Source organism: Pseudoalteromonas sp. PAST1, from assembly GCF_021532515.1.
GTDB lineage: Bacteria > Pseudomonadota > Gammaproteobacteria > Enterobacterales > Alteromonadaceae > Pseudoalteromonas > Pseudoalteromonas simplex.
The window spans coordinates 12,941-37,028 of the sequence record NZ_JAKGBH010000042.1 but is presented as its reverse complement, the minus strand read 5'-3'; the positions used below and the strand labels follow the sequence as shown (position 1 = coordinate 37,028).

Annotated in this window: 20 protein-coding genes, 1 tRNA gene and 1 pseudogene; 9 read left to right on the top strand and 13 right to left on the bottom strand. The window is 43.8% G+C overall.

The genetic code is table 11. The features are described from left to right. Positions 1 to 73: 73 nt before the first annotated feature. The 4 genes from L1272_RS17575 to L1272_RS17560 all read right to left on the bottom strand — a co-directional run bounded on the left by L1272_RS17575 (position 74) and on the right by L1272_RS17560 (position 3,232). Positions 74 to 691: a type I restriction-modification system subunit M N-terminal domain-containing protein gene (locus tag L1272_RS17575; protein ID WP_235373965.1), complete on the bottom strand. Its 618-nt coding sequence runs from the start codon at positions 689 to 691 to the stop codon at positions 74 to 76. Positions 692 to 699: 8 nt separating this feature from the next. Then, complete coding sequence (locus tag L1272_RS17570) at positions 700 to 1,632, bottom strand: WYL domain-containing protein (RefSeq protein ID WP_235373964.1); 933 nt, start codon at positions 1,630 to 1,632, stop codon at positions 700 to 702. 318 nt (positions 1,633 to 1,950) lie between these two features. Then, positions 1,951 to 2,250 (bottom strand): hypothetical protein, encoded by a 300-nt coding sequence (locus L1272_RS17565; RefSeq protein ID WP_235373963.1) that lies wholly within the window; start codon positions 2,248 to 2,250, stop codon positions 1,951 to 1,953. A 73-nt stretch (positions 2,251 to 2,323) separates the two neighbouring features. Then, complete coding sequence (locus L1272_RS17560) at positions 2,324 to 3,232, bottom strand: 3'-5' exonuclease (RefSeq protein WP_235373962.1); 909 nt, start codon at positions 3,230 to 3,232, stop codon at positions 2,324 to 2,326. A 655-nt stretch (positions 3,233 to 3,887) separates the two neighbouring features. On the opposite strand from L1272_RS17560, the gene umuD reads away from it, so the two are divergent. Both umuD and umuC read left to right on the top strand, forming a co-directional pair. Beyond that, entirely contained in the window at positions 3,888 to 4,337 is a 450-nt protein-coding gene (gene umuD / locus L1272_RS17555; RefSeq protein ID WP_000116661.1) for a translesion error-prone DNA polymerase V autoproteolytic subunit, read from the top strand. A 7-nt stretch (positions 4,338 to 4,344) separates the two neighbouring features. After that, the gene (gene umuC / locus L1272_RS17550; protein WP_235373961.1) at positions 4,345 to 5,613 is read left to right on the top strand and encodes a translesion error-prone DNA polymerase V subunit UmuC; all 1,269 of its coding nucleotides are present in this window, start codon (positions 4,345 to 4,347) and stop codon (positions 5,611 to 5,613) included. Between the two features lie 10 nt (positions 5,614 to 5,623). Here umuC and L1272_RS23295 read toward each other — a convergent pair. After that, positions 5,624 to 5,719 (bottom strand): annotated as a pseudogene (locus tag L1272_RS23295) (conjugative transfer protein MobI(A/C)); the annotation flags it as partial. Between the two features lie 421 nt (positions 5,720 to 6,140). Between L1272_RS23295 and L1272_RS17545 the strand changes: the two are divergent. Beyond that, positions 6,141 to 7,274 carry an AAA family ATPase gene (locus tag L1272_RS17545; protein WP_023266703.1) on the top strand — a complete coding sequence of 378 codons (1,134 nt, stop codon included), beginning with the start codon at positions 6,141 to 6,143 and terminating at the stop codon, positions 7,272 to 7,274. Next, entirely contained in the window at positions 7,264 to 9,528 is a 2,265-nt protein-coding gene (gene iteS, locus L1272_RS17540; RefSeq protein WP_235373960.1) for a S8 family anti-phage peptidase IteS, read from the top strand. Before L1272_RS17545 ends, iteS begins: the two co-directional genes overlap by 11 nt. Before the next feature lie 66 nt (positions 9,529 to 9,594). On the opposite strand, the gene mobI is transcribed toward iteS, so the two are convergent. Continuing rightward, positions 9,595 to 10,020 carry a conjugative transfer protein MobI(A/C) gene (mobI, locus tag L1272_RS17535; RefSeq protein WP_201284758.1) on the bottom strand — a complete coding sequence of 142 codons (426 nt, stop codon included), beginning with the start codon at positions 10,018 to 10,020 and terminating at the stop codon, positions 9,595 to 9,597. 482 nt (positions 10,021 to 10,502) lie between these two features. On the opposite strand from mobI, the gene L1272_RS17530 reads away from it, so the two are divergent. The 4 genes from L1272_RS17530 (at position 10,503) to L1272_RS17515 (ending at position 16,629) form a co-directional block, all read left to right on the top strand. Further along, on the top strand, positions 10,503 to 11,477 hold the full coding sequence (locus tag L1272_RS17530; protein WP_025441391.1) for a ParM/StbA family protein: 975 nt from the start codon (positions 10,503 to 10,505) through the stop codon (positions 11,475 to 11,477). Between the two features lie 2 nt (positions 11,478 to 11,479). Then, a complete protein-coding gene (locus tag L1272_RS17525) occupies positions 11,480 to 11,749 on the top strand; it encodes a hypothetical protein (RefSeq protein WP_087726346.1) in 270 nt (89 codons plus the stop codon). A gap of 1 nt (position 11,750) precedes the next feature. After that, complete coding sequence (locus L1272_RS17520; RefSeq protein WP_025441390.1) at positions 11,751 to 12,992, top strand: tyrosine-type recombinase/integrase; 1,242 nt, start codon at positions 11,751 to 11,753, stop codon at positions 12,990 to 12,992. Between the two features lie 982 nt (positions 12,993 to 13,974). Then, a complete protein-coding gene (locus tag L1272_RS17515; protein ID WP_199530130.1) occupies positions 13,975 to 16,629 on the top strand; it encodes a hybrid sensor histidine kinase/response regulator in 2,655 nt (884 codons plus the stop codon). Here the strand turns inward: L1272_RS17515 and rimI are convergent. The 5 genes from rimI to guaB all read right to left on the bottom strand — a co-directional run bounded on the left by rimI (position 16,626) and on the right by guaB (position 20,800). Then, complete coding sequence (gene rimI, locus L1272_RS17510; RefSeq protein WP_054551230.1) at positions 16,626 to 17,072, bottom strand: ribosomal protein S18-alanine N-acetyltransferase; 447 nt, start codon at positions 17,070 to 17,072, stop codon at positions 16,626 to 16,628. The genes L1272_RS17515 and rimI overlap by 4 nt on opposite strands. Continuing rightward, on the bottom strand, positions 17,059 to 17,361 hold the full coding sequence (locus tag L1272_RS17505) for a hypothetical protein (RefSeq protein ID WP_054551229.1): 303 nt from the start codon (positions 17,359 to 17,361) through the stop codon (positions 17,059 to 17,061). Before L1272_RS17505 ends, rimI begins: the two co-directional genes overlap by 14 nt. A gap of 68 nt (positions 17,362 to 17,429) precedes the next feature. Next, positions 17,430 to 17,506: transfer RNA gene (locus tag L1272_RS17500), tRNA-Trp, on the bottom strand. Between the two features lie 146 nt (positions 17,507 to 17,652). Then, positions 17,653 to 19,230 carry a glutamine-hydrolyzing GMP synthase gene (gene guaA, locus L1272_RS17495; protein ID WP_054551226.1) on the bottom strand — a complete coding sequence of 526 codons (1,578 nt, stop codon included), beginning with the start codon at positions 19,228 to 19,230 and terminating at the stop codon, positions 17,653 to 17,655. Positions 19,231 to 19,330: 100 nt separating this feature from the next. Beyond that, positions 19,331 to 20,800, bottom strand: coding sequence for an IMP dehydrogenase (gene guaB / locus L1272_RS17490; RefSeq protein ID WP_054551225.1), 1,470 nt, complete (start codon positions 20,798 to 20,800; stop codon positions 19,331 to 19,333). Between the two features lie 134 nt (positions 20,801 to 20,934). On the opposite strand from guaB, the gene xseA reads away from it, so the two are divergent. Beyond that, the gene (gene xseA / locus L1272_RS17485) at positions 20,935 to 22,269 is read left to right on the top strand and encodes an exodeoxyribonuclease VII large subunit (protein WP_235373958.1); all 1,335 of its coding nucleotides are present in this window, start codon (positions 20,935 to 20,937) and stop codon (positions 22,267 to 22,269) included. 2 nt (positions 22,270 to 22,271) lie between these two features. Here xseA and L1272_RS17480 read toward each other — a convergent pair whose 3' ends face one another. Next, positions 22,272 to 22,922, bottom strand: coding sequence for a hypothetical protein (locus L1272_RS17480; protein ID WP_235373957.1), 651 nt, complete (start codon positions 22,920 to 22,922; stop codon positions 22,272 to 22,274). A gap of 26 nt (positions 22,923 to 22,948) precedes the next feature. Then, entirely contained in the window at positions 22,949 to 23,773 is an 825-nt protein-coding gene (gene cysE / locus L1272_RS17475; RefSeq protein WP_138599624.1) for a serine O-acetyltransferase, read from the bottom strand. Positions 23,774 to 24,088 lie beyond the last annotated feature (315 nt).

Here is a 24,088-nt window from a genome sequence, read left to right as displayed (position 1 = left end):
CAGACTGGCTTGATGAGAAACTAAAAATTTACTTACCTGTAAAAGCTCAAGAAGAAGAAAATCTGGTAACAGTTTAAGCAGCTTTTTGAAGGTGGCATTCGTAAGTAAAAAATGAAGGTGACATTATGTAGAACTCACCGGCTTTTTTACCGGCATTGGCGGCAAATTTTTCAATCAGGTATTCATAGATGTAACCCAGTACGTCATAGCCTTGCTTACCGTTCATTGGGATACTTTTGATTAAATGCAGTAGATCGCTGATGGCTTTTGTACGCTTACTCGCGCTTTCACCGAGTTTGCTCAGGCCCGTTTCGAGGGTGGTGAAAATACCTTCAAACAATTTTTTGTAGGTAGGAGAAATCAAACGGCTAAAGGCAGATAGCGCATCGCGTACGTTAGACTCGTCAAAGTCGTGTTTCGGGTCAATCCATGTTGAAAACAAATTATCGTAAGCGATGAAATAGCCAAGATTGTCTTGAATGTAGTTGACCGTGTCCGCGTCTTCTTCGTTTAGGGCTTTAATGTCTTCAGGCGTCATGCCCTCTTTGGTGACAAACTGAACTAACTGGTCGCTGAGGTATTTGTAGAAGATAAAGCCCAAGATATAGTCTTTGTATTCGTTTGCTTCAATCTTGGAGCGCATCTGGTTTGCTGATTCCCAGATTTTTGCGGCTAATTGTTGCTTGTTCATGTTATTTCCTATTCTGTGACCATGTCAAAACCAGGCGCAATCGCAAGGTTACCGACACCGTATAAAGTTTGATAATTTTTTAACCATAAATGAAATTCGGGTGTTTTTAGCTGAGCCGCTTTGGAGCAATCGACATTCCAAAGCCGAAGCAAGTACCCAGCGGTTGCTGCTCTGATCTCGACCTTCATCACGCCACCCGTCATACCATAATCCAGCTCTATCGCTTCGCTGTGCTCTATGCGTGGGTGTGGCACTAACTCCAGCTCTACAAATCGGTTCCATTGCCGGTCTTGGGTTTCGAGCTCGGTTTCAGACAACCTCGAATCCTCAAGTACAACCGCTGCTTTAATTCGGGTAAGCACAAAGTCACGGAACTCATTATGCTTGCGGTCATAACCACGAACGTGCCAACGCAGGCCATTGTCTACCAGCGTATGCGGCACAATTTCACGCGTGGTTTTACCGCTCGATAACGATACATAGGTGATACGCAAGGCTTTGCCTTTGTGTATGGCCTCGGTGACTTTCGCTACTATCGATAAGCTCGGCTTGTTAAGGTGATAAGGCGCTTCACACGCAAGAGGTGGTTTTACCTTTCCAGTAAAGCCATCGCCGTACCCTTGGCTAATCGTCGCCAGCGTTCTCACAACGTCGTAGTCGAACAAGGGCTCAAATGCTTCACCGCGCTTGTGCAACTTGAGCTTTTGGTCATACTCAATGTTGCCTGGCGCAAGCTCTCTGTACATGGTGAAGTCTTTCGTTGCTTGTGCGGCGGCTATACTGAAGCGATCGACTAAATCCGCTCGCACCGCTTCGCCCTTAAATAATAAGGTGAAATCAATGTGGGCAATGCGATCTCTGGTTGCTTGTGGCAACTGCGCTATCTGCGAAAGCCTATCTGGCTTCGCCACTACTGTTTGTTTCAGACCATCATTTGTCATGCGTCTTGTTTATCCAATTCAACCAGTTTTTTAAAAATTCTGTTTATAAAGTACGGACCGACATCGCGTAATCACATTGAAAAGCATCACTCAATGCTGCTCTTCATCCGCAATGACTAATCAATCTCTACTGGTTGAAGCTGGACAGATGGCCATAAAACACTGAATAGGCCTCAACCTAATTAATTTTATTAGGTATCATCCTATCACAAATTATTTTGTAGGGAAGAATAAGCGGCAACTTTTTGATCTTGATTGCAATTGCCGCTCAGGTATGGGCGTGAAGGCCTTGTTTCGTGTCATTGCTGATAGCCGCTATCAATGCGCCACCCGAACCAGTGGCACCACGATGTTACCGCGATGAGATCCCCTTTTGTCCGGTTCTGTAGACATCAGGGCTCGTTGCTCACTCTCCCGAATGCGCCTAGCAACTTCTGCCTGGGCTGGTAGCAATGGCAGCATCCCTTCAGCAATCGCGTCTGGAGCTGACTCTTGGCCACAGGACATCAAGTGCTTCCATGGATCTTTAAGAAAGCGCTCGAACGTGATGCCAAATTCAATGATGCGGGCAGAGACGAATATTTCGCCCCAGTATTCAATGTAGGTGTCTTGGTACATGGAAAGATTCCTCTTGTTGGTTAAACCATAAGTTCACTTTCCATTTTCCAGAGGTTTTCAAATATGCAAGAGGCTATGATAAAGCCTTAAATCGATTGCGGGCATCTTTGTAGTCATAGTGGGCATGTTCTGAGCCACGATGGTACAAATCATCAAGATACGTTTGCTCCAGCGGCAACTCGTCTTCGCTGATTTCCCGCCACCAATGTTTGTTGGCACCTTTCACACCGTCATGCCAGCGGTAACCGCGTTCTTTTAAATAGTCCTTTACGTCAAACGGCGCACCAAACGCACGAACTAACACAGTTCGCCTGTCTGCTTCAGACAATAAGTTTGCAACGGACTCAGGCAACAAATGGAACAACCAGGCCATCGCCAAACAATCGGTTGCAGCTCGGTGTCCTTCATAGAACCAACCTAAGCGAAGCAGCAGGTACTCAAGCTTTCGACTTTCAAAACCCAGTGCTTTCCAATCTATGCCACTGGCTGAACAGGCCCAAGATAGATGGCCTAATGCGGCAAACCGCTTTTCAAAGAAAGGACGATCAAACTGTGCATTATGCGCGACCACCAGCGGATCATCGGATAACCAACTCGCAACCAGTGCATCATCAATGCGCTGGCCTTGCACCATATCATCGGTGATACCGGTTAACTCGGTAATCAGCTCAGGGATTGGCTTGCCGGGATCTTCATACAAACTTATCACATCAACAATCGACACAATCCGCTTAGCAGAGGGGCTGTAAAGCACCTTAACCATACCAAGCTCAATAATGGACTCGTCATCGGCAGACAGTCCGGTTGTCTCTGTATCGAGCAGCACCATTGGCTGTTCGTCACCGACTACAGGAGATAGTTCAAGTGGCCAGGACTGCGGCTCACGCGTTAATGGAATACGCTCCAGCAATCTAAAATCTTCTGGTCTTTCTGGGATATCCGCGAGGCGCTCTAGCGGAAATGGCGCAGGGGCTCTTGTCATTGATGGTTCCTCTTCAATTCTATTGTTCGCTTTGGGTTATTTCACTGTGCCCTGTTCGTTTATAAACGCGTTTGTACAAAATGCACCTTGAATACCTCAGCGTTTTTTTAATCTTTCTACTGGGTGAACCCATGTATGAAGGCTTTGGCTAAGCCTTTCAGAAAGTCTTAGCTAAACCGTTTTGGTAACCCTTACCGATACCCTTTACGTATGGCTTAGGCAACCCCTTTTCAAACGGTTGCAAAAGGCTTTAACTGAGTTCGACTGAGCATTTTAATGATGCTCCTGACTTCGCTTTAAGCCAGTAAATTCAATACGAAGCAGAATTTTACTAACTGTTTTGAAACCCTTTGCAAAGGGTTCAACAAGCCTTGTTTGACGGTTACTTGACCCATGCGTTAACCAGTAGCAGTAACAGGATCAGTAACAGAAGCAAGAGCAGTAGGCAGAAGCAGTATTGTCCAAGCCTTGCAGGCTTTGACGAGGGCGAGCGATCCCCCACATCTAGTTTTTCAACACAAAAAATAAATCACCCACGACACAGCGTCTCAGTCGAACAACTACAGTTTTACCTACAATTTTACTTGTAGAAATCAGCATAGCATTAGATACTGTATAAACAAACAGTATCAATTATAATTTTTCGAGGTTCGTCATGAGTGTCTCGCTGATAGGCCGTAGCGGCGCACTTGCCTTCATCAAAGCCAAGCGCCTTCGTATTCCATTGTTCATGGAACGTGTTTCTGCTGGTTTTCCTTCACCAGCGCAGGATTATGTTGAGCAAACGCTCGACCTCAACGAGCTGTGCATCAAGCGACCGGCTGCAACGTTCTTTGTGCGTGTTGAAGGTGATTCAATGATTGATGCCGGGATTCACCCAGATGATATTCTGGTGGTTGATCGCTCTGTTCAAGCCGAACACGGTGACATTGTCATCGCTGGCATCCATGGTGAACTCACGGTAAAGGAGCTTCAACTAAGGCCGTGCGTCAAGCTGATCCCAAGAAACCAGGCGTATGAGCCCATTCATATTCCTGAAGGGGCAGAGTTAGAGATATTTGGTGTGGTCACCAATGTGGTGCGAAACATGCGCCGTAAGTCGTGACTGTCCCATGCCTGTATTTGCCTTGGTGGACTGCAACAACTTTTACGCCAGTTGTGAGAAGCTGTTTCGTCCTGATTTAAAAGATACGCCGGTTGTGGTGCTGTCCAACAATGACGGCTGCGTGGTTGCACGCTCGCGTGAAGCCAAGTCACTCGGTATTAAAATGGGCGTACCCGTTTTTCAAATCAAAGCTGAAATGCAGCGTCATGGCATTTTGGCATTCTCGTCCAACTACGCACTGTATGCAGATTTGAGCAGTCGAGTGATGCGCACTTTGGAGGAGATGGCACCACGAGTAGAGGTTTACTCCATTGACGAAGCGTTTTTGGATTTAACCGGTATCGAGTCTGTCCTATCCCTTGTCGAGTTCGGACAACAAGTGCGGGAGCGCATTGGCCACTGGATTGGGATCACCGTTTGTGTAGGCATTGCACCGACTAAAACACTCGCCAAGCTGGCTAACCATGCCGCCAAGAAATATCCCGCCACTCAAGGGGTGGTAGACCTGACCAATCCAGATCGGCAACGTCGATTGCTCGCATTAGTCCCGGTTGATGATGTTTGGGGCGTTGGTAGACGGCTTTCAAAGCGATTAAATGCTTTGGGTATCACCACAGCCCTAGACCTAGCCAATGCCTCTCCTAGAGCCATCAGAGACCAGTTCTCGGTGGTTTTAGAGAGAACTGTCAGAGAGCTCAATGGTGAGTCGTGTATTGAACTTGAAGAGATCCCGCCAACTAAGAAACAAATCGTTTGTAGCCGTTCATTTGGCGTAAAAGTAACGCAATTTGAATTGTTACGTGAGGCCGTATGCGAATACGCAACCCGCGCCACTGAGAAGCTTCGCAAAGAACAGCAGCAAGCCAAAGTGCTGACCGTGTTTATACGTACCAGCCCCTTTAAGGACAACGAGCCGCAATACAGCAACTCTGCATCAGGTGAGTTGCTGATCCCCAGTTGCGATACGCGGGATTTTATCGAGCTAGCCAATCACTTACTCAAGCGGATTTGGAAGGATGGTTTTCGTTATGCCAAAGCGGGCGTCATGCTGTCTGACTTTTACGATCCTGACATGTTTCAGCCAGGACTATTCGATGACGTATCGACCCGCTCTAATAGCCAACAGTTAATGTCTGTATTGGACAGCATTAATCAAAGCGGTGCCGGAAAGGTTTTCTTTGCTGGACAAGGTACGAAGAAAGATTGGTCGATGAAGCGAGAGCATTTGTCTCCCGCCTACACAACACGCTGGGACCAGTTACCACGAGTGAAGTAGACCCGGTGATTCAATAGGCATTCACTCTGCGACGTAGCATGTTGAGCTTATCAACCTGGCGTCGAATATCACTGAAGAATTCTTCTTTCTCCATGGCCAGATAAAGCTAACCATCTTAGAACCTATTTCTTATGCCGGGTTCAATGCAGTGTAGAACTGTGTATTGAATGAACAGGACGCCGACTTCAAGCGCAAGACATTGACTATTCATAAAAGAAAAAATGATCAAAAACTCGATTTTACTAATGAAAAGGGTTCTGGACTGAGAGATCTCCATGGGAGCTTTTGAACACGGATACCCAGAAAAAGCTGAAGTCCTACACAATGTGACGATTCAAGTTTTGTCTCAGGCTTAAGCCCCTGTTGGCATAACGTACCTCCTCTGTGTAACGGGGGATTGAATTAAGTTTTTTCACGTAACTACTGACGAAGCCCCACGAAAATGCGTTCACAAAACCTACACTAAAACTCAATTAAGTGCTATTATGTTCAAAATTCAGCACCTATGTTCACATAAAGGCCTAAAAATGAAGTATGCGAGAGAATTATCAAAAATTATTGAAGGTGGAGTGCTTGGAAAGATCAATCAGGTAAAAGCTTATACAGAATTTCTTGCAGACAAATTAGAAAGTGATGGAGAGCATAAGATTGCCAAACGATTAAGAACTTCCATGTCCGATAGTCTTCTGGCTTCTGGCTATAACTTAGCATCGGCACAGCCAGCAAGGCAGTTGAGAGCACCTGTTGATAAAGATAGCCATATGGCGTTAGCTGATATTACCTATCCAGGGTCTAATCATTCTGGCATGGCAGTTCTTGATGCAACAACTAAAGCTCAAGTTGATGAATTTATTTCCTTTGTTTTAAAAGCAGAAAAATTAGCTGATGCAGGCCTAAGTAGTGCCCCATCGTTATTGTTGTATGGTCCTCCTGGTTGCGGTAAAACACTACTTGCTCACAATGTAGCCGCACAACTTGAACTACCGTTGTTCACTGCTCGTTGCGATTCTTTGGTATCGTCGCTTCTTGGCTCAACATCTAAGAATATAAGATCACTTTTTGACTTTGCATCGCAGCAGCCATGCGTTTTGTTTTTAGATGAGTTTGATGCTTTAGCTAAAGCAAGAGACGATCAACATGAGTTGGGAGAGTTAAAACGTGTGGTAGTCAGTCTGCTTCAAAACATCGATGCACTTCCTAAAGATACAATAATCATTGCCGCAACAAATCACGAACAATTGTTGGATCCTGCTGTTTGGAGACGCTTCGAGCTTCGAATTAAACTAAATGCTCCAGATTCTGTTACAAGAGAACAGATTTACCGTAATGAGTTAGCAGAGTTTTCTCCATCTAAGCTACAGAAAACAGTTGAGCATTCAGTTGGACTATCGGGAGCAATTATTGCTCAAATATGCGTTGCAGCAAAAAGAAAAGCGATTTTGAATGATGAAAATCAGACTACTGAGCAAGAGTTGTTGTATCGGATTGCAATGGTTCGATACTCAAATGTAATTGAGTCTGAAAAAGAAGCCACGGACAAACTAGTAGAGTTGAAAAATCTAAACTCAGAACTTTTTACAGTGCGACTGCTTTCAAAAATATTTGGAATGTCTACAGGAAAAATATCAAACTTGCTAAATAGGGATGAAAATGAGCAATAAAAATAACCCAATACAAGCTGTAAAAATTACACAACGCGATTTCAGGGAAACGCCACCTCCCAAAAGCGGACCAAAGCCACTTCGCGAAGTTACCAAAGAGCTGGTTGATAAACTGCAATCGGATATAGATAAGTCTACTTTAGAACTAAAACAGCACTTTCAATCGCATCCCAACGTGCCAGCTGTTCTAAAAGTCAGGTTACTAGAGAATGCATTGGCTAAATCGCACAGACCAGACAATGTATTTAAAGATAATACTTGCCCTATCATTGGAAGCGCTGATTTTGGAATTTTGCTCGTTAGCGCTAATGAGGAGGGGTTAGGCCAACTCAGACAGAGAGTTCAATCTAGGGCAAAAACAGTTCAACCAGATATCGCAGCAATTGAAGAGATTAGCGTATTTTCAAGTGAAGATAGGCTTCAAGTTAGAAGTTTAGATGACGATGATTTTGGTGTTCAGAAATACAAAATTCATCTATTTGATCACTTAAAAGACAGCCAGAATGCTGTTGTTAAGAACTACTTTGATGAATCAACTGCAAACGAATCTCTCGATATCACTTTTAGAGAGTTTTCGCCGCATACCAGATTTCACACGGTAAAAGCTAAGAGCAAACTCTCTATTCAAAACTTGGCAAATAACGTTGCTGTGCGCTCTATCGAAGAAATGCCAACCTACACTCCTACTGACTATAAATTAGCGACAAGCCCAGTTGGTCCGATTGACAATTTATTGCTACCCGACCCAACAACAGGCGTTGATTATCCGGTGGTAGCTGTTGTTGATTCGGGTATTTGCCGAAAATCAATACAGATTAATAAGTGGGTCGTAGGTCGAAAGTCTTTTGTACCTGAAGACCTGCTTGATACATCTCATGGCACAATGGTAGGAGGGTTAATTGCCTCTCCAAGCTCTCTAAATTATCAAGGTAGCGGTTTCCCTAACACGCAAGCAAAACTAGTAGATATTACCGTATTTGATACTTCAGGAAGCGCTTCCGAAGACGATCTGATGGATATGATCTCAGAAGCAGTTGAAGAGTTTCCCGAAATCAAAATTTGGAATTTATCAATAGGTCGATCAGAGCCAACTCCACTTAATGCGTTTTCGGACTTTGGATGCTTCCTTGATGACCTCAGTGAGAAGCATGGTATTTTGTTTGTTGTTGCTTCAGGAAATCATAATTCGTTTACTTCGAGCAAACCTGAAGAAGAAAAGCTCCGTGAAAGTCGAGTATCTTCACCAGGAGATTCATTAAGAGCATTAACTGTTGGATCAATGGCTCATAAGGCAAACCCTCTGTCCGCTTCTGAAACAGGCCAATGTTCACCATTTTCGAGAATCGGCCCAGGACCAGCATTTACTCCAAAACCAGAAGTGATCCATTATGGAGGAAACTGCACTCCCAGCGGAAGTTTTGCACAAATAGGAGTCTTATCATGTGGGCCAGACAACCAAATGTTCGAATCTGTTGGGACTAGTTTTGCTACCCCTATAGTTTCTTCTATAGCGGCAAATGCATGGAAATCAATAGACGGAACAATTGTCGCTACACCAGAGAAGGTAAAAGCACTAGTAATTCATTCAGCAGTACTTGGCTGCAATGGTTACGAGTATTCTACAGGGTTTGGAAAGCCTGGAGATATCGACGACTTACTCTATTGCACAGATGATCAAATCACACTGATGTTTGAAGTCGATGTTCGTCATGGATTAGTTGAGTTTGAGCGAAGTCCAATTCCATTGCCAACTTCAGTTCAAGACGCTGGAATGTTTAAGGGAGAAGTAGCCATGACACTGGTTTATTCGCCTCCTTTTGATAGATCTTTTGGTTCAGAATACAGTCGTGTAAACATTAGCGTCTCAATGGGGGAAACAAAAGATGTTCTGGACGAAAAAACAGGGGAGCTAAAAACTATATTTAAGGGAAAAGTACCGCCTTTGCCTTCTGAGAAAAAAGACTTATATGAAATTAACCAGCTAAAGAACTCCTTTAAGTGGTCACCTACAAAAGCTCACAAGAAAAGATATCCTCAAGGTACTGGAGTTGCTGCATGGAAGCTCAAGATGGAATCGACCATCAGGGCAGAAGAACAAAATCCGGCGACGCCCCAAAAAACAGTTTTACTTGTTACAATAAAATCAATCAAAGAAGGAACAAATCTTTACAGTGATGCTGTGAGATTGCTAAAGACTAATGGCTGGATACTAAACCCAGTAGCAGTAAATGTACCAATTACTATCCAGCAATAGTTATGAGGCATAATAATTGTGGATCGTAATCTTAATTAGTTCACAACTATTACGAAGATTACGATCTCAATATGCATTAACCCTTCGACGCAGCATGTTGAGCTTATCAACCTGGCGTCGAATATCACTGAAGAATTCTTCTTTCTCCATGGCCAGCGCTAGCTCCCATTCTTTGGCCAAACCTTGGCAGTCCAAAAATGAGTATCTCAGCTTCGTCTTTGAAATACGCAGTCCCTTACTAAAGACCACGCGTTTGCCTCGTTGACCGTGAAAACTGTTGATGTACCACTCAATGCCAAAGCCATACTTAAAGTCTCTGATACGGACACCAAGCAGCCCCCAATCTTTAAAGGGCGCATTCTCGCGAACCTTGTAATGGGTAACCCAAAAGTCATCAACTTCAGCTCGTGCCAGCGCTTTTAGCCTGTCCGTTTCTTGCTGAAGTAAATCTGATACCTCTGCTTTCCATTGTTCATTGACGATTTCTACCAAACTAATTTCCCCATCCAATTAACCCCAAAAGCCAAAACCACTATCCGTTTGGCTTTTGGATCGAAACGCCAAACGTAAAACTGCCGTAACAATCACTGTTTGGCGTCTCGATATAAATCAACTCGCGCAATCCCATACCTGACAAGGGATACAGGCTGAATTCACTTAAAAACACCTAAAAAGACGTATCGCCATGAAGATACAAACCGTTTGGCAAGTTCAGGCCAGAATGCAAACGACGTTTGGCGTCTCGATTTTTTTGGCTCAGTCATCCACCGCCAAACAGAGCCTATTCTCATACTTTTGCGAAAATGCAATAGGCAGATAGATGAAAGGATTTGTCACCTTTCTGCCCACCGCCAGTGCACCTAATCCTGATAATGACATTTGAGTGAACCGCCAGAGCACTTGGAAATGCCCAAGCGTGACCAGCGCGGTTGATTGAAAACCGTTAGAGCACTTTGAGTGCACAGGAGATAAGTATGTTTGTACTAGGCGTAGATATCGGTTACTCGAACCTGAAGCTGGCTATTGGCCAATCAGGCAGTGAACCGAAAACCATTATTCTGCCTGCGGGAGCCGGTCCTGCGGATCGTATGCCGGAGCGTATCGGTGGAGGCGATGATGACACTTGTTTGTATGTGTCTGTCGATAATGAGCGTTGGGCCGCCGGTGTGCCAGCTGGACGCCTTCAAGGCTGGGAACGAGAGCTTCACCCGGAATATCCCACCACAAAAACCTATAAGGCGCTTTTTCATGCCGCCTTGTTAATGGCTGAAACAGAATCCATCGATTTGGTTGTCACTGGATTACCGGTTTCCCAGTTTCATGAACCACAACGTAAGTCTGACCTTGTGCAGCGTTTAAAAGGTGTCCATCAAGTGACGCCTAAGCGCAGCATCACCGTTCATGACGTCAAAGTGCTGCCGCAGCCTGCTGGTGCCTACATGGATCTAGTTCAAACAGGTGGTGATTTGGGCTTGATTGAAGAAGGTCGCGTCGTCGTCATCGATCCAGGCTTCTTTTCTGTTGACTGGGTTGCCCTTGAGGCCGGAGAAATTCGCTACAGCTCATCAGGAACCAGTCTTCAGGCAATGTCCGTGCTACTGGAAACCATTGATAAGCTGATTTCGGAAGATCACGGTGCCAAAGTAGGTATGGATCGACTTGAAAAAGCCATGAGAACCGGCGACTTACAGGTCCTGCTATTTGGAGAAAAAGTCGATATTTCACCTTATCTGAATGCTGCCATGAAAAAGGTAGCGCCTGTTGCTCTTACAGCCATGCGCCAATCCATGCGTGACGAAAGCATTAATGCGGACTTGGTATTGATCGCCGGAGGGGGAGCCTTGGCTTATAAGGAAGCGGCCAAGGAGATTTTTTCACGAAGCAAGATTATCGTACCGGAACAGTCTGTTTTGGCGAACGTCCGAGGCTTCTGGTTTTATGGGGCCTGATTATGAGAGTTGTCGTCAACATTCCCCCAGGGAGCCACCCAGAACTGCTCAAAGAACTGGAAAAGACGCCGCCACGGGAACGTGCTGAGCGTCTGAGGATGCTGGCCACCTTTGGCTTAATTCACATGAGCCAACCCAATCTATCCACGACATCTGTACCGGTGGATGGACATGCACCAGAAGTTGAAATTACTTCTGTCAGTACAGCGCCAGAACCCAAAGCAGAATCACGTAAACAATCATTAAAATCCAAACTAGGGCTGGGCTTATAACATGGCGTTATCAGTTAGCTGGCTCGATGCCAGGTTAAATAAAGAAGCAAAAGAAACCGTAGTAAAAGCTGACCGAGATGGACTAAGTGCTCGGGTATCGCCCAAGGGCAAAATTGTTTTTCAGTTTCGTTATCGGTTCGATGGTAAGCAACAGCGGGTAGACATAGGTACTTACCCACTTATGAAGCTTGCTGAAGCTAGGAATGAGCTGGATAGGTTAAGGGCGGTACTTGATCAAGGCCGAAACCCAAAGCTCTACCTACAGCAGGAACGGGCCAAGTATTCTGCCAATCAAAGCTTCGAATCGATTTTTCGAGACTGGATAGACTCTGCCGGTAAGCAAGGGCTAAAGGAGAAAACGTGGCACTACCAAAAACGCAGCAGTGAAATATATTTGCTGCCCCGACTTGGTAAGTACCCATTAACTGACATCAATGAATTGTCCTTACGAAACTGTCTTCGTGAGGTTTCGGAGTCGTCCCCTTCAAACACAGAACGTCTGGTGTCTGTGCTGCACAAGTTTTATGACTGGCTGATTGATGAACAAATTTTGGAAATTAACGCTGCCGCTGGGATCACAGCAAAAAAGGTTGGCGGTAAGAAAGGCAAACGAACTCGGGTGCTAAATGACAACGAGATCAGGATACTTTGGCGCTATTTGCACGAGTCAAAAATCACTGAGAAGAACCGCATCTACATAAAACTGCTTCTGCTATTGGGCGGTCGCAAGGGCGAACTCATTCAAGCTGAAAAACATCACTTTGATTTGCAATCTGCAATGTGGACAGTGCCCATAGAGATCCGCAAACAAGGTGAGAAAATAGGAGCGCCGATCATGCGGCCATTAATCAAACCAGCTATCGAGCTGATTGAACTGGCGATGCAGATGAGTAAATCAACTTACTTGTTTCCCGCTAACGGACAAGAAGAACTTGCCACAAATGGCTTTGATACCACTATTCCTAACAATGTGAAAATCTGGGCTCGCAGGTCGCTTGGTATTGAGATGGAACACTGGTCTATGCATGATCTTCGAAGAACGATGCGAACACGAATGTCGGCCATCACGACGCAAGAAGTTGCTGAGTTGATGATTGGCCACAGCAAAAAAGGGTTGGATGCTATCTACAACCAATATCAGTACCTGGATGAAATGCGTCATGCTTACGACGTTTGGTATCAACAGCTAGAGACCATCATCGAGCCGACAGGCTTTCCATTCAACTGGCGTTTCGGACAATAAAAGAAAGAGGCTCAGTCCTCTTTCTTCTCATACTCTTCCAAGTCTTCAATGTGCCACAGCTTGTTTCGTGTAGTTCGATTGATACGAGGTTGCGGCAAGCTGCCATGTTTTATTCTTCGCCAGAGCGTCGTATAGCTAATGTGGTAACGAGCCATCACTTCGTAAGACGTGAGAAAAGGGGTTACTTGGTGCGCTACTGCTGTCATCTGCATTCTCCTGAAAATCAATGTAAAGCTATCATCGCCTGATTCATCACTTGTTGATGGTCAGAAAGATGCATGATTTGTTCAGAAGATCAGGTCCATACAAATGAACTTTTAGGACAGCAAGAAAGCAACCGGTAACCAACTCAACCAGCAAACAATTAGAGATAATCGCGAACGTCTTACCATCATTTCTCGATTTTCGGCATAAAAAATATAGGCAAGTTTTGGCTAAAACCCAGTAGGCACAAGGCCTACAGCTAGGTTTGTGTCATGGAATTTGGCTAAAAACGGTAAATATGGCGATTTGTACTCAAGTTTGTACACACTTTCCGAGGTTACGCTTGAACATCATTGAAAAGCAAAGAAACGAGAAAAAGACAAAAAGCCTTTAAATTCAGTACGTAGAGATGTGATTGTGGTGTGCAATGAAAGGTGGTTTTAAGCGTTGAAAGGCTGGGCGGCATCAGGGTGCGAGATGATCGCAAAGGTGCGTCGTTTATTAATTTCGGTAGTTAAATTAGACATGTAAGCTGCTTTTAGTCATAACAAAGCGCACTTAACTGCCTTATAAATTATAAAGCTCGGTGCGCACTGTAAAAATAAAATAGAATTGCCGAGCATTATACCTTGTTTGTCTTAGCCAAAAAAGCAGCGATTGCGAGTAATTACTCCCTTTTAGTTGGGTATTTTCGTTGTTCACTTTTTTGCTAGGCTTGTGTAATCAAGTTGTAACGCATACTATTGATAAATTGCACGGAGGGATGTCAATTTAGGTCATGAAAACCAGTAAGCTCAGTATTCGATTATTGTGGTATATCACACCATTAGTGATCTTACCTTTGTTGTTTTTAGGTGGCTTTACATTAACAAATGTGACCAATTCAACAAAAAAACAAGCTGAACTTATTGTCAGTCGCTTTGTTGAGCAACAGCAACAAAAAATCTTTAATTACATTGACTCATTTCACTCGATTACTAAGCTACTCTCAACCTCTCCTGTATTAGCAGACTTTTTAGCCCGCGAACCTGACTCAAAAAACCAATACATTGAACGTCTTGGCGAGTTGATGAATGTATTTGCAAGCTATTCAGAAGCTTACCCAGATATTGTTAGCATTAATTATGTTGCCCCAGACGGTAAAAGCGATGCATTTTATTCAAGTCAATTAACTCCCGCACCTAAAAGTTACCCGTTTTTTGAGCAAGTGCTACAATCGAATTTACGCCAGCAACAATTCATGATCCCCAAAGAAGATGGCTCTACTAGCCTCTACTTTGTGCACCCCATTTATAATATTGATTACTACTTAAAACAGCCGCAGCAACTGGGGTTTATTGTTGTGCATGTAGAACCATCAATATTGAATGCTAGTATTCTAGAAGCACCATTTAATAACACGCTAAATTTATTTTTAACGACTAAGGGGCAGATTTTATTTAGCTCCGACTATGACTTACGCGGCAATTATTTAAGTGAATATGAGCTTGAGCAAATTAAACAACTCGCTAACTACGGCAAACTTGCCAATATCGAACTTTCAAGTATTGATAAAGAAGAACGCATAATTTACGCAGTTGAAATGACTGATGGCGATTATTTGATCTCAACCACCCCTAAAGATTTACTTTACCAGTCAGGTAAAGCCATTAGTTTAATCACAGCACTTATAGTTATTATTTCTGTGATTTCGCTGCCTATTCTTATCTATATTGTGGTACGCAACTTACTGCTAACCCCAGTTGAACTATTAGGTGCGGCAAGTCATCGGGTTGGTGATGGTGATTTATCTGTGTACTTGCCAGCCCACACAAACGATGAAGTAGGCGTGCTTTTCAACGATTTTAATCACATGGTGAACCAAATTCGTCATTACCAAGACGAGCTTGAAGAATATAAACATCACCTAGAAGAAAAAGTAGAGAGCAGAACGAAAGCACTCGAAGCAATGAACAGCAAGCTAGAAGTAGCCATTGCGCAAGCTGAACAAGCAAACCAACTGAAAAGTCGCTTTTTAGCGAATATGAGTCATGAAATTCGTACTCCACTTACCGCAATTATGGGCTTTACAGAGCAACTTCTGCACAACAAAGATGCGGTGAATGATGAGCAGCATTTAAGCACTATTTTACGTAACTCTAAGCACTTGCTTGAGCTTATTAACAACATTCTTGATTTATCAAAAATAGAAGCTGAAAAACTCGCCGTTGAACGCGGACCATGTAATGTAGTGCAGCTTATACATGATATTGATTCAATTATTCGCCCACTGGCTAATGAAAAACAACTTACATTTAATATTAACTACCAACTACCAGTACCCAAAACCATTAATAGCGATACCACACGTTTAAAACAAATCTTGATCAATATTGCCAGCAACGCAGTTAAGTTCACTGAGAAAGGCAGCATCTCGATTGATATTAGCTACAACAGCAATAAACAACATTTAGAGTTTGCGATTCAAGACACAGGTATTGGTATGTCAGAGCGTGAGGTTGAAAGGGTATTCAAACCGTTTGAACAAGCCGATGCGACGACAACTCGCCGCTTTGGCGGTACAGGTCTTGGTTTGTGTATTTCAAAGAACTTAGCCCAGTTGCTAGGCGGTGATGTACAGCTTATTAGTGAACCTGGAAACGGCAGTTGTTTTACCATACAAGTTGCTGCTCATTTAAACGCCGAGCAGTTACAAGCAGAGGCGTTTATTCATAGCTACGAGCAACTCTCACCAAGTAAAGACGTTCAGCTTTCATTCGCAGCGAATAGCTTTGATGCCAATATACTAGTGGCCGAAGATAACCCAGATAACCAGTTGCTGATCAAACTATTGTTACAAACCTGGGGACTTGAGCCTGACATCGCGAAAAACGGTGCAGAAGCAGTAGAAATGGCATTAGTTAATGATTATCAGCTGATCATCATGGATATGCAGATGCCAGTTATGGGCGGCTTAGAAGCAACGCAAATGCTACGTCACGCAGCCTATGATGGCCCTATTATTGCGCTTACGGCCAATGTAATGAAGACTGATGTTGATACCTATATTGAAGCGGGCTGTGATGAAGCACTCGCCAAACCAATCGACAAAGATGCCCTAGAGCAAGTACTTGTAAGCTACTTACATATCGAAAAAGACAGTCAAAACAAGTGGGAAAACTTACTGAAAAGTGAGAAGTTCCAACAAATTAACGACAACTATCGCTCAAAACTACCTGATTATTTAAGCCAAGTCGTGCAGTTGTATCGCGCTAAAGAATGGGAAGCGCTACGTTCATTAGCACACAGCTTAAAAGGCAGTGCGGGATGTTTTAGTTTTGAAGCTATTCACAGGACTGCGGGTCAGCTTGAAAATGCGCTACGCAGTAATCAAACTGATCAGGTAGAGCAATGCTACGATGCACTTATCAATGCCCTTGAAGAAGCATCTTAAAGGCTAAAGCTCATCCCCATCAAAATAGCGTCTTCATTGCCTGTTGCGGTTGGATAGTAGTTCTTGCGCACCGACATATGTGAAAAGCCAGCACTTTCATACAGGCCAATAGCGGGTGCATTAGACTCACGCACTTCTAAAAATAGGTTTTCGGCTTGGTGCTGCTCGCCGTGCTCAATAAAGGCATTTAACAACTGCTTAGCAATGCCCTGCCCTTGGTACTTCGGCGCAACACAAATATCCATTAAAGTGTAATCTGGGCCCGCTTGTTCACCAATATAAAAACCTAGCATCTCATCACCTTGAAAAGCGGCCAGGTTAAAATAACGCCCAGCTAAACACGACAGCATGGTTTTCTCTGTCCAAGGGTGACTATGGCAGGCGTTTTCGATAGCCATTAACTGGCTAATATAGGTTGCATCTACAGGTTTAAAGCTTATCAAGTTGTTCACCGATTAAAGACCAAAGTTGTTTTTTCTGTTCGCCATTCAGCTTATCGCTTGGTAAGCCTAAGCAGCCCTCTTGCCAGCTAATACTCGTTGCTTTAACGATTTGGGTAATAACTAACGGCGCAAATGCTTTTTCGAGGTCTTGGTGAAACTGTAACGGTAGCGTCAGTGTTTCTTGTTGAGTGTTTGGTATCTGTTCGCCAGAAGTATCAGGCGCAGTTCGATAGTGTTGATTCAACTCTAAAGATTGTACAGAGAATATCGCAGCGTAACTTGGATTCATAACAACTCAATCATGATTAAGAGCAAGTAATATAGGGAGATTTGCGATTAAAGTAAAGAAGGAAGAAATGGCAGGGGCGGAGAGATTCGAACTCCCAACCGTCGGTTTTGGAGACCGCTGTTCTACCAATTGGAACTACGCCCCTGCAATGACGACGAATTATATAGAGCTTTTTTCAAAGGTAAAGTAAAAAAACACAGTTTTTAGTTTAACTGCTTCTTAAATAAACAAAACGGCGAATTAGCAAGCTAATCCGCCGTTTTTGTACCAATTCAGGTCAGAATAATAAAATTATTCCCACTCGATTGTTGCCGGTGGCTTACCTGAAATATCGTAAACAACACGTGAGATACCATCGATTTCGTTGATGATGCGGTTTGAAACCACACCTAAGAATTCATATGGTAAGTGTGACCAACGTGCTGTCATAAAGTCGATTGTTTCTACACAACGTAACGATACAACCCAGTCGTATTTACGCGCATCACCCATTACACCTACCGATTTAACTGGTAAGAATACCGTGAAGGCTTGGCTTACTTTATGGTATAGCTCAGCTTTGTGTAGCTCTTCAATGAAGATAGCGTCTGCGCGACGTAGTAAGTCACAGTACTCTTTCTTGATTTCACCAAGTACACGAACACCTAAACCAGGACCCGGGAATGGGTGACGGTAAAGCATGTCGTATGGTAGGCCAAGCTCAAGACCAATTTTGCGTACTTCATCTTTGAATAGCTCACGTAAAGGCTCAACAAGACCCATTTCCATATCGTCTGGTAAACCACCTACGTTGTGGTGAGACTTGATTACATGTGCTTTACCTGTTGCTGATGCAGCAGATTCGATTACGTCTGGGTAGATAGTACCTTGACCTAACCATTTAGCACTTTTCAGCTTTTTAGCTTGCTCGTCAAAAACTTTAATGAAGGTATGACCAATCGCTTTACGCTTATCTTCTGGGTCTGACTTACCTGCTAAGTCTGCTAAGAATTGATCTTCAGCATCTACTTTAACAATGTTTAGGCCAAACTTGTTGCCGAACATATCCATAACTTGCTGACCTTCGTTTAAACGAAGAAGACCGTTATCAACGAATACACACGTTAGCTTGTCGCCGATTGCACGGTGAATAAGCATGGCAACAACAGATGAATCTACACCACCAGATAAACCTAAGATAACTTCGTCATCACCTACAGTTTCCTTGATACGCTCAATCGCATCGTCGATGATTTTAGCTGGTGTCCATAGCTTCTCACAGCCACAGATATCAATCGCGAAGCGCTCAAGTAAGCGTAAACCTTGGTGAGTATGAGTTACTTCTGGGTGGAACTGTACGCCATAAAAACGTTTTTCTTCCCAAGACATTGCCGCATGTGGACATGTTGAAGTTTTAGCCGTTGTTTTGAAAGTCTCTGGTACTTCCATCACTTTATCGCCGTGGCTCATCCAAACATCTAGTACGCCTGCACCGCCGTCAGTAATGTGGTCTTCGATAGCATCGAATAACGCACAGTTACCTACTTTTTCAACTTGTGCATAACCAAACTCTTTCTTATCAGAGCTGTGAACGCTACCACCTAGTTGCGTTGCCATTGTTTGCATGCCGTAACAGATACCAAGTACTGGAACGCCTGCGTTAAATACATACTCAGGAGCACGTGGGCTGTTTTCAAGTGTTGTAGACTCAGGGCCACCCGACAAAATAATACCTTGTGGATTAAATTCGCGGATTTGCTCTTCAGTTACATCCCATGCCCATAGCTCACAGTAAACACCAATCTCACGTATACGACGTGCGATTAACTGTGTGTATTGCGAACCAAAATCTAAAATGAGAATTCGTGAATCGTGAATGTCTTTGCTCATGGAGTATCTCGTTAGTCAGGAACTGCTCTCCCAAAGGGAGATGATCAATAAATTAGGGCTAGCAAATGCTAGCCCATGTAATTTCAATACCTTAAGGTAATTAACCTAAGCGGTAGTTTGGCGCTTCTTTAGTGATTTGCACGTCGTGAACGTGTGACTCACCCATACCAGCTGAAGTCACGCGAACAAATTGAGGTTTAGTATTTAACTCTTCAATTGTTGCACAGCCTGTTAAGCCCATTGCACTGCGAAGACCGCCCACTTGTTGGTGAATGATTGTCGCGATAGGACCTTTATAAGCAACACGGCCTTCGATACCTTCAGGAACAAGCTTGTCTGCTTCGTTCGATTTTTGGAAGTAACGGTCTGATGAACCTTCTTTTTGGTCCATCGCACCAAGGCTACCCATACCACGGTATGATTTGTAGTAACGACCTTGATATAGCTCAACTTCACCCGGTGCTTCTTCAGTACCCGCTAACATTGAACCCACCATTACACATGATGCACCAGCAACAAGTGCTTTTACGATGTCACCAGAGAAACGGATACCACCGTCAGCAATAACAGGAATATCACGGCCTTTTAAGCCTTCAACTGCGTCAGAAATAGCAGTAATTTGTGGAACACCACAACCTGTTACGATACGAGTAGTACAGATAGAACCAGGGCCGATACCAACTTTAACAGCATCAACACCCGCATCAGCAAGGGCAATCGCGCCTTCAGCTGTTGCAACGTTACCTGCTACGATTTGTAGATCTGGGTATGCTTGACGTGTTTGTGCAACACGGTCGATAACACCTTGTGAGTGGCCATGTGATGTATCGATAAGTAATACGTCAACACCTGCTTCAACAAGTGCTGCGATACGCTCATCAGTACCCGCGCCAACACCAACAGCTGCACCTACACGTAGACGACCTTGCTCGTCTTTACATGCATGCGGCTTGTCTTGTGCTTTTTGATAATCTTTTACAGTGATCATGCCTTTCAGTTTAAATGCATCATCAACTACGAGAATTTTTTCGATACGGTGCTCGTGCATTAGACCTAAGATTTCATCACGGTCTGCACCTTCTTTAACAGTCACTAACGATTCTTTTTTCGTCATTACTGTAGAAACAGGTTGCTCAAGTTTCGTTTCAAAACGCATATCACGGCTTGTCACAATACCAACAAGGTTATTGTCAGCGTCGGTTACAGGGAAACCTGAAAAACCTTTGTCTTCTGAAAGCGCGATAGCATCAGCAATTGTAAGATCCGCAGTCACAGTAACAGGGAAAGAAACAATGCCCGCTTCGTAAGTTTTAACTTTACGAACGTTTTTAGCTTGCTCTTCGATTGTCATGTTTTTGTGGATGAAACCTAAACCGCCCTCTTGCGCTAGAGCAATCGCTAAGCGTGCTTCTGTTACAGTATCCATAGATGCTGAAACTAGCGGCAAGTTAAGATTGATACCACGCGTTAAGCGAGTTGAAATATTTGCCGTGTGTGGCAAAACAGTAGAATGACCTGGTACTAAAAGTACGTCGTCAAAGGTAAGAGCTTCTTTAGCGATTCTTAGCATAGTGCAACTTCTCACATGTGGATCTGAGTATAAGGAATTGCGGCCAAATTTTATCAGCGTTATGAGCATGAGTAAATAAAATTATTCATTTATTTATGTTAGAGTACGCAGAGAATTTTTTACTGGGGTTTTTAATGGCTTTTACGCACTCAACACAGCCTGTTTACACGGTCTCGCGCCTAAATAAGGAAATTCGCCATGTTCTTGAACAAGGCTTCTCATCGCTTATCTTAAATGGTGAAATTTCTAACTTTATAGCCCCTGCATCTGGACACTGGTACTTTACGTTAAAAGACGACCGAGCACAGGTAAAAGCAGCAATGTGGCGCGGCAATAATCGCGGCCAAACTTTTCGCCCGAGCAATGGTGCACAAGTAACCGTGCGTGCCCGCGTATCTTTATATGAACCTCGTGGTGATTATCAGCTGATTGTTGAGCATATGGCCCCTGCTGGCGAAGGCTTATTAAAACAAGAATTCGATGCGCTTAAAATGCGTTTAGCTGCCGAAGGCCTATTTAGCTCAGCCCACAAAAAACCATTACCAACCAATATTAATCGCGTTGGGGTGATCACCTCAGCCACAGGTGCGGCTATACGCGATATTCTAACGGTACTTAAACGCCGTGCTCCGCAGCTTGAAGTCGTGATTTACCCAGCGATGGTGCAAGGTGCAGATGCACACAGTCAATTAATAGAAAAAATAAACATCGCCAATCAACGCAACGAAGTAGATGTGCTTATATTAGGTCGCGGTGGTGGTTCACTCGAAGATTTGTGGTGTTTTAACCATGAGCAATTAGCTCGCGCTATTTTTGAAAGTCGCTTACCTATTGTTAGCGCCGTTGGTCACGAGGTCGATACCACAATTAGTGATTATGTTGCCGATATTCGCGCCGCAACACCTTCTGCAGCCGCAGAGCTAGTTAGTCCAAATACCGAAGAGCTATATAACAAAGTTACGCAGTTAGTTAGGCACTTAAATCATGCCTTTAAACACGCTTTAGCTGTAAAACGCAGTACTGCCACTCAATTTGAGCATCGCTTGCAGCTATGCCATCCGCGTAATCAACTCAATCAACAAGCGCAAAAGTTAGATGAGCTTAGTTTGGCCTTACATGGCGCGATGAGTAGTAAAATCCAGCGATATGAGCGAGTACTTGCTAACTTAACACCACGCTTAATGCAACGCTCACCCGAAAAGCAGTTAGCGAAAAGCGAGCATCAACTGGCGCAATTACATGCAAGGCTTACACAGGCGATGCAACAGCAACTTTCAAGTTCTCGAAACCAGCTTTCTTTACAAGCGAACCGTTTAGATTCTGTGAGTCCGCTTAGTGTGTTAGCGCGTGGTTACAGCATTACCAAAAATCAGCACGGTGGCGTTGTAAAATCAGTTAACGATGTAAGCTCTGGTGAGCTTATAACTACCGAGCTTGCTGATGGTCAACTGCAATCAAAAGTTGTATAAAATTACTCCGTGCTTGCAATAATGGTTAGACTATCGTCACTTGAGGTGGTGGAGGTAAATTTAAATTGCTTCCACCAGCTTTGTTCCATCATCTTATCGGTCATGTTACGCCAATAATGATTTGGCAAGTCATCACTCCCCTCAGGTTGCAATAGCTTAAACTGACACACAGAGCTTTTGCATGTTGAGACACTCAGCTGTGGTTGCACTGGTAAATCTGCCATGATTAAAAAATCGCTCATGGCTGTTTCAACTTGGTAGGCCCAAGCCTCATCCCGAGATTGCTCTTCTAACAAGGTATAAAGTTCATCTAGGTGTGAGTCAATTTGCTGTGGAGGTATCGCACTTGAACGGTAACTGTCAATCACCGCTTGTTGGTTTTCGACTTGTAACTTTAACTCTGCAACTTGCTGCTCAAGCTCAGTTTTGCTAACAGCTGCTGAACTATTTGAATTCACTTCAGCGACTTGTTTGTTAATAACAGGCGCTGCAGCAGTGGCTTGCTGCTCTGGTGCTTGAGCTATGTGTTCTTCAACAAATTGTTGCTGATAAGTTTGCGGCTGTTGTTGTGGGTCTGATTGAAAAAGTGACATAGTGACAGCGCCACAAATAAATGACGCTGCAACAGCTAATCCGAAGGATAATTTAGACAATTCCATTGCTCTTTTAAATTGTAAAACTACAACATAGCACTGGTGTGGGAGGCATTACTAGCGGTAGTGGTACTATCGTCTAAAAAGTTTTGGTTCATGCTTTCGGCAGGACAGGGACAGCTCGGTTTGCCAACCACTTTAGCTGGCACGCCAACCACAGTTGTGTGCGCTGGAACCGCACTTAACACGACAGAGTTTGCACCAATACGTGCCCCCTCTCCTACTTCGATGTTACCCAGTACTTTAGCACCCGCACCAATCAATACACCGGCGCGAATTTTCGGATGGCGGTCACCTTGCTCATTACCTGTACCACCTAAGGTTACAGACTGTAAAATAGAGACGTTATCTTCAATAACTGCTGTTTCACCAATTACAATCCCAGTTGCGTGGTCAAACATAATACCATGACCAACTTTACAAGCAGGATGGATGTCAACGCCAAATACTTCTGAGGTTCTGCTCTGAATGAAGCGAGCAAGCTCTTTGCGGTTTTGTTGCCATAAACAATTTGCGAGTCGGTGTGCTTGTATTGCATGGAAGCCTTTAAGATTCAGAATAACAGTTAAGTAACTATCGGCCGCAGGGTCACGATCTTTAACTGCTTTTATGTCATGAGCCACATGCGTCAGCATTAGGTCACATTTAACAAAGGCTTGGTCAAATAATTCGCGGATTGTAAACGCCGATACTACTGCATCAGCAAGTTTATTAGCGACAATAAAACTGAGCGCCGAACCTAGGCATTCATGATTTAACACACACGAATAAACGTGACTTGCTAAAAGCGGTTCACGGGAAACGACTTCGTTTGCTTCTTCTCGAAGCTTTTGCCAAATTTCATGACGCATAATATTGCCTTTCTGGTTGTACCTAACTGCTAAGCTTTAAGTTTAACGGATTTGTAGCAAGATGTACTAACCCGTTGTTTATTTGTTCTGGTTATATCTAATAACCAGAGTAACTACACCTATTTTTACTCTTTTTGCTGTGCTTTTTAGCCAACCACATATGACAGTAGCAAACTCGTACGCCGCAAGAAAAACCCAGCTAAAGTGCTTATTTTTCAATAACAAAACAGATATGACATCTTATCTGTCATATGCCAAAATAGGCACTGACATATCGCTGACGGCGTAAAAAACAAAAATAATCATTAAATTTAC